This window comes from Actinocorallia aurantiaca, from assembly GCF_039533685.1.
GTDB lineage: Bacteria > Actinomycetota > Actinomycetes > Streptosporangiales > Streptosporangiaceae > Actinocorallia > Actinocorallia aurantiaca.
In genome coordinates, this window is record NZ_BAAATZ010000022.1 from 1 (window position 1) to 3838 (window position 3838).

Genomic DNA, 3838 nt, shown 5'->3' on the forward strand with positions numbered 1-3838 from the left:
GACACGGGGGGGGTGTCTTCAAGACACGGGGGGGGTGTCTTCAAGACACGGGGGGGGTGTCTTCAAGACACGGGGGGGGTGTCTTCAAGACCACCAACCTTCCTGGGGACCCTCCCGGGCACCCTCCTGTCTCACCTTCCCCGTCAATCCCCCCCGCTTCGGCCGGCACGGCCGCTCGCCTAGGTGACGCGCACGCGAGCGCGATGGCGCCTTCGGCGAGCGAGGACCAGGAGCAGCGCGACGAACCCAAGTCGGGCAAGCGCGTCGCCTCCCTCCCGGCCCGCCAGGTCCTCGCCGACCTCCCCGCGGTGTTCCGGGAGGGGGCGCGGGAGTGGGTGCTGCGGGAGATGGGCGTGCGGATCGACCGGATGCTGGGTGAGGGCTGGTCGCGTGGCGCCATCATCGGCGCGGCGAACGACGTCGCTGCCGCCCGCACCATCGACGGCGACCACATCCCCGCACTGCGGGCCGTACGGGCCGCGCTGATGGGCAACGCCCCGGGCCGTCATTGCGACCACTGCGGCCGCGCCCGGATCGCCGATGGCGCGTACTGCACCGCCGGGTGCGACGCCTTCACCGTCGATCCTGGGGCCGTCCCCGAGGAGATCGACCCCGACCAACTCGCCCGCGTCCACGCCACGCTCGGAGCGTCCGCATGAGCTACCACCCCGACCCCACCGTCGCCGCGGCCCTGGAGCGCAACGCCCGCGCCCTCACCCGCGAGACCGTCGCCCCGCCGCCCGAGATGGCCGACAACCCCGCGGCCTACATCCAGTGGCTGCGCGAGCAGCGCCCCCAGCTGCAGCCGCGTCAGTCGGTGCCCAAGCAGTTCACCCGCCTGTACGAGCGCAACCGCTCCTGGGTCCCGGCCCGGCGCGTGCCCGTCCAGGAGGAGGAGGCCAACCCGATGGCGTGGACGCCCACTCCCGAGGAGACCGCACGTCTGGACGGCCACGGCGCCGCCCGCTACGGCGCTGGCCTGGCCGCCCAGAACGACGCCCGCAACGCCGCCCTGGCGGGCCTGGCCGCCCAGGCCCGCCCGCTGGACCGCCCGTCGGTCCGTCGCGTTGTGCCCGCCCAGCGCCCCGCACCGAAGACCGAGCAGCAGCTGGAGGCCGAGCGGGCCCGGCAGCTGGAGGCCCTGCAGAAGCTCATCGACCAACAGCAGAAAGAAGGCTCATGAAGCAGCAAGCCACTGATGACGAGCGCGCCCTGCTCGCCCTCATCAGCCGTTCTCCCGAGCCGGTGGCGATGTCCTCGCTCTTCCCCGAGCTGAACCCCGCCGGCGACATCCGCGAAGGGCACCCCGAACACGACGCGTGGGTGGAACGCCAGATCGCCTGGTACGGCGTGACGGTCAGCCTCCACGAGAAGGGCCTGGTGGAGGTCGTGCACCCCGCCGACGGATCACGCCCGGACCTGGTGGTGGTCAGCGACGCGGGGAACCGAACGCTGGCCGGGACCTGATCCCGAACAAGATCGAAAACACCCCTGGCCTTTACAACATAAAGGTCAGGGGTGTTTCGCGGTCCTGGGATCGAGGTGTCCCGGGATCCCGGAACAAGATCGCAAACCGACACGCCGAACAAGATCGTTCGCGGTGGTACGTCACCGGGTTCACGTACCGGATGACGTACCAAGATCATCACCGGGTGTCCGAACAAGATCGTTCGCACGGGCCCCGAACAAGATCACTCCCGACATGCGAGCGGCCCCCGACTCCTGCAGGAGCGGGAGCCGCGGCGTGCGCGGGGTCAGGCGCCGGTCTTGTCGAACTTGGCGGCCAGCGCCCAGAAGTCGACCTTCTCGACCAGGGTGGCGATGTCCAGGTGGCCGTCTTCGTCGTTGAGGGCGGGGTCCCAGTCGCGGTCGGCGGCGTAGGCGGGGCCGAGGAACTCATCGCCGGCCAGGACCACGCCGTCGGGCAGCTGGGCGTCGATGGCCTCGCGGAAGGCGGCCACCAGGCCGTCGACGTCGTAGTCGTCGCCGTACTCGGTCAGCGCATCGGCGACGTAGGACTCGGGGTTGAGGGCCTTGGCGTGGTTGTAGAAGGAGCCGTAGCTGGTGGTGGTGACCGAGCGGGTGCGCGGCTTGGTGGTGCCCTTGGAGCGGCCCTCGGCGATCTGCTGGGCGCGGGAGCGGGAGATGCCCAGGGCCTTGGCGACGTCGCCGTGGCTGGCGTTGTCCTTGTCGCGCATCTCCAGGACCGCGTCCTGGCGGGCGGCCGTCAGCGCGGCCTGCAGCTCGCCCTTGGTGCCGAGCGCCTCCAGGACCTCGGTGGCGGTGCGGGCCCGCTCGATGGCGCTGTCCTGGCCGGCGACCAGGGCCAGGAGCTGGTCGGTGATCTGCTTGATGTCCGTGTTCGTCGTCATGCCCACCACTGTACGGGTAGCCCGTACGTCTGTCAACCCAACCCGTACAGAAAATTCTCCCGAGAAAAGTGTACGGGTAGAGTTGACACCTGTACGGGGAGCCCGTACACTAGAACCATGACGAACACCAAGACCGCCGCCACCGCCCTCCGCCGCCTCGCCCAGATCGAGCGCATCGACATCGAGCAGCTGACCGACCTGAACCTGACCAACCTGTGGATCGAGCTGGACAACCTCGCCGCCCACTTCGCCGCCCACGACATCCCCCGCCGCGCCGGCCACCTGCAGGAGCTGGTCGCCGAGGAGCAGGGCGACCGGGCCTGGGACGCGGCGCGGGCCTGAGCCCCCCGGGCCCGCCCCGCCCGGGGCGGGCCCCACCCCGACGACCACCACCAGGAGGACGAAGATGAGCGAGATCCTGTACCGCTGGCACCGCGAGGGCGCGCCCGCCTTCGACGCCGAGCACGCCTGGTCGGGCCTGTGGGGCGCGGAGTACAGCGCCGACGGCTCGCGCACCCAGTGCCGCACCTGCGACGGCACCGGCGAGGGCTGGCGCGACTGCCCCCGCTGCCACGGCGCGGGCGGGGACTGCTCACGCTGCGAGGGCGCCGGCGTCATCGACGAGTGCGAGGACTGCGACGGCGAGGGCTGGCAGGACTGCGTGCGCGGCTTCAGCGCCTGCTGGAGCGCCGCGGAGCTGCACGCCTACATCACCGCCCACGCCGGGACGCCCGACGACGCCGAGGGCCGCGTGATCGTCTTCGAGGGGCGAGTGGCCGGCACCGGCTTCGACGGCGAGCCCTGCGCCGTGCCCCAGCGCGTGATCGAGGAGATCCCCTGGTCAGAGCTGGTCCGCCGAACGCAGGCGTGAAAAATCCCGAGAAAGTGTACGGGTAGGGTTGACACTTGTACGGGGAGCCCGTACACTTAAAGCATGACGACGACGGAGAACAGCCCCCAGAGCCCCTGCTGCGACTGCGGATCCACCACCACCTGCAACTGCGCCGACAGCTGGTGTGACCACTGCGGCGGCGAGGGCATCGCGAGCTGCGAGACCTGCGAGGGCCTGGGCTACCCCGTCGACGAGCAGGGCGAGGGACTCCCCGAGAGCTGCAAGCCCTGCCGGGGCAAGGGCCACGGCAAGTGCCGCGAGTGCAAGGGCACCGGCAACAAGTAGCCCCCCGGGGCCCGCCCCGCGGGGCGGGCCCCGGCCCCACCGGAACGATCTTGTTCGAGTCCCCCGCGAACGATCTTGTTCGCCCCCCGGAAAACGATCTTGATAGGAGTGGCCGCGTGATCGTCAACCCGCTGCACCTGCCCGTCCTGGACGCCGCCGGCTACGCCCCCCGCCACGAGGTCACCGACCCGGCCAAGGCCGCCGCGATCGCCGCCGACCTGACCGCGCGCGGCTGGCACGGGGCGCCCGTCGTCGTCCTGGCCGACCACGCCCGCGCCCTCACCGGCGT

7 protein-coding genes are annotated in these 3838 nt (G+C 71.3%); 6 read left to right on the plus strand and 1 reads right to left on the minus strand.

The genetic code is table 11. The annotated features are described in order from the left end of the window. Nucleotides 1–203 precede the first annotated feature (203 nt). The 3 genes from ABD327_RS25675 to ABD327_RS25685 are packed head-to-tail and all read left to right on the plus strand — an operon-like array spanning nucleotide 204 to nucleotide 1467. Complete coding sequence (locus ABD327_RS25675) at nucleotides 204–659, plus strand: hypothetical protein (protein ID WP_344453571.1); 456 nt, start codon at nucleotides 204–206, stop codon at nucleotides 657–659. Then, nucleotides 656–1183 (plus strand): hypothetical protein, encoded by a 528-nt coding sequence (locus ABD327_RS25680; RefSeq protein ID WP_344248251.1) that lies wholly within the window; start codon nucleotides 656–658, stop codon nucleotides 1181–1183. The genes ABD327_RS25675 and ABD327_RS25680 overlap by 4 nt, the downstream gene beginning before the upstream one ends. Continuing rightward, nucleotides 1180–1467 carry a hypothetical protein gene (locus ABD327_RS25685; RefSeq protein WP_344248249.1) on the plus strand — a complete coding sequence of 96 codons (288 nt, stop codon included), beginning with the start codon at nucleotides 1180–1182 and terminating at the stop codon, nucleotides 1465–1467. Before ABD327_RS25680 ends, ABD327_RS25685 begins: the two co-directional genes overlap by 4 nt. A gap of 287 nt (nucleotides 1468–1754) precedes the next feature. On the opposite strand, the gene ABD327_RS25690 is transcribed toward ABD327_RS25685, so the two are convergent. Then, nucleotides 1755–2372, minus strand: coding sequence for a hypothetical protein (locus ABD327_RS25690; RefSeq protein WP_344248269.1), 618 nt, complete (start codon nucleotides 2370–2372; stop codon nucleotides 1755–1757). A gap of 117 nt (nucleotides 2373–2489) precedes the next feature. On the opposite strand from ABD327_RS25690, the gene ABD327_RS25695 reads away from it, so the two are divergent. From ABD327_RS25695 to ABD327_RS25705, 3 genes are all read left to right on the plus strand, one after another. Continuing rightward, the gene (locus tag ABD327_RS25695) at nucleotides 2490–2714 is read left to right on the plus strand and encodes a hypothetical protein (protein ID WP_344248155.1); all 225 of its coding nucleotides are present in this window, start codon (nucleotides 2490–2492) and stop codon (nucleotides 2712–2714) included. 64 nt (nucleotides 2715–2778) lie between these two features. After that, nucleotides 2779–3243, plus strand: coding sequence for a hypothetical protein (locus tag ABD327_RS25700; protein WP_344248157.1), 465 nt, complete (start codon nucleotides 2779–2781; stop codon nucleotides 3241–3243). Nucleotides 3244–3306: 63 nt separating this feature from the next. After that, nucleotides 3307–3549, plus strand: coding sequence for a hypothetical protein (locus tag ABD327_RS25705; protein WP_344248159.1), 243 nt, complete (start codon nucleotides 3307–3309; stop codon nucleotides 3547–3549). Nucleotides 3550–3838 lie beyond the last annotated feature (289 nt).

What these genes read in the sequence shown, in the direction of transcription:
- ABD327_RS25700 (WP_344248157.1), top strand. Translation starts at nt 2,779, where the DNA reads ATGAGCGAGATCCTGTACCGCTGGCACCGCGAGGGCGCGCCCGCCTTC.
- ABD327_RS25680 (WP_344248251.1), top strand. Translation starts at nt 656, where the DNA reads ATGAGCTACCACCCCGACCCCACCGTCGCCGCGGCCCTGGAGCGCAAC.
- ABD327_RS25675 (WP_344453571.1), top strand. Translation starts at nt 204, where the DNA reads ATGGCGCCTTCGGCGAGCGAGGACCAGGAGCAGCGCGACGAACCCAAG.
- ABD327_RS25695 (WP_344248155.1), top strand. Translation starts at nt 2,490, where the DNA reads ATGACGAACACCAAGACCGCCGCCACCGCCCTCCGCCGCCTCGCCCAG.
- ABD327_RS25705 (WP_344248159.1), top strand. Translation starts at nt 3,307, where the DNA reads ATGACGACGACGGAGAACAGCCCCCAGAGCCCCTGCTGCGACTGCGGA.
- ABD327_RS25685 (WP_344248249.1), top strand. Translation starts at nt 1,180, where the DNA reads ATGAAGCAGCAAGCCACTGATGACGAGCGCGCCCTGCTCGCCCTCATC.
- ABD327_RS25690 (WP_344248269.1), bottom strand. Translation starts at nt 2,372, where the DNA reads ATGACGACGAACACGGACATCAAGCAGATCACCGACCAGCTCCTGGCC.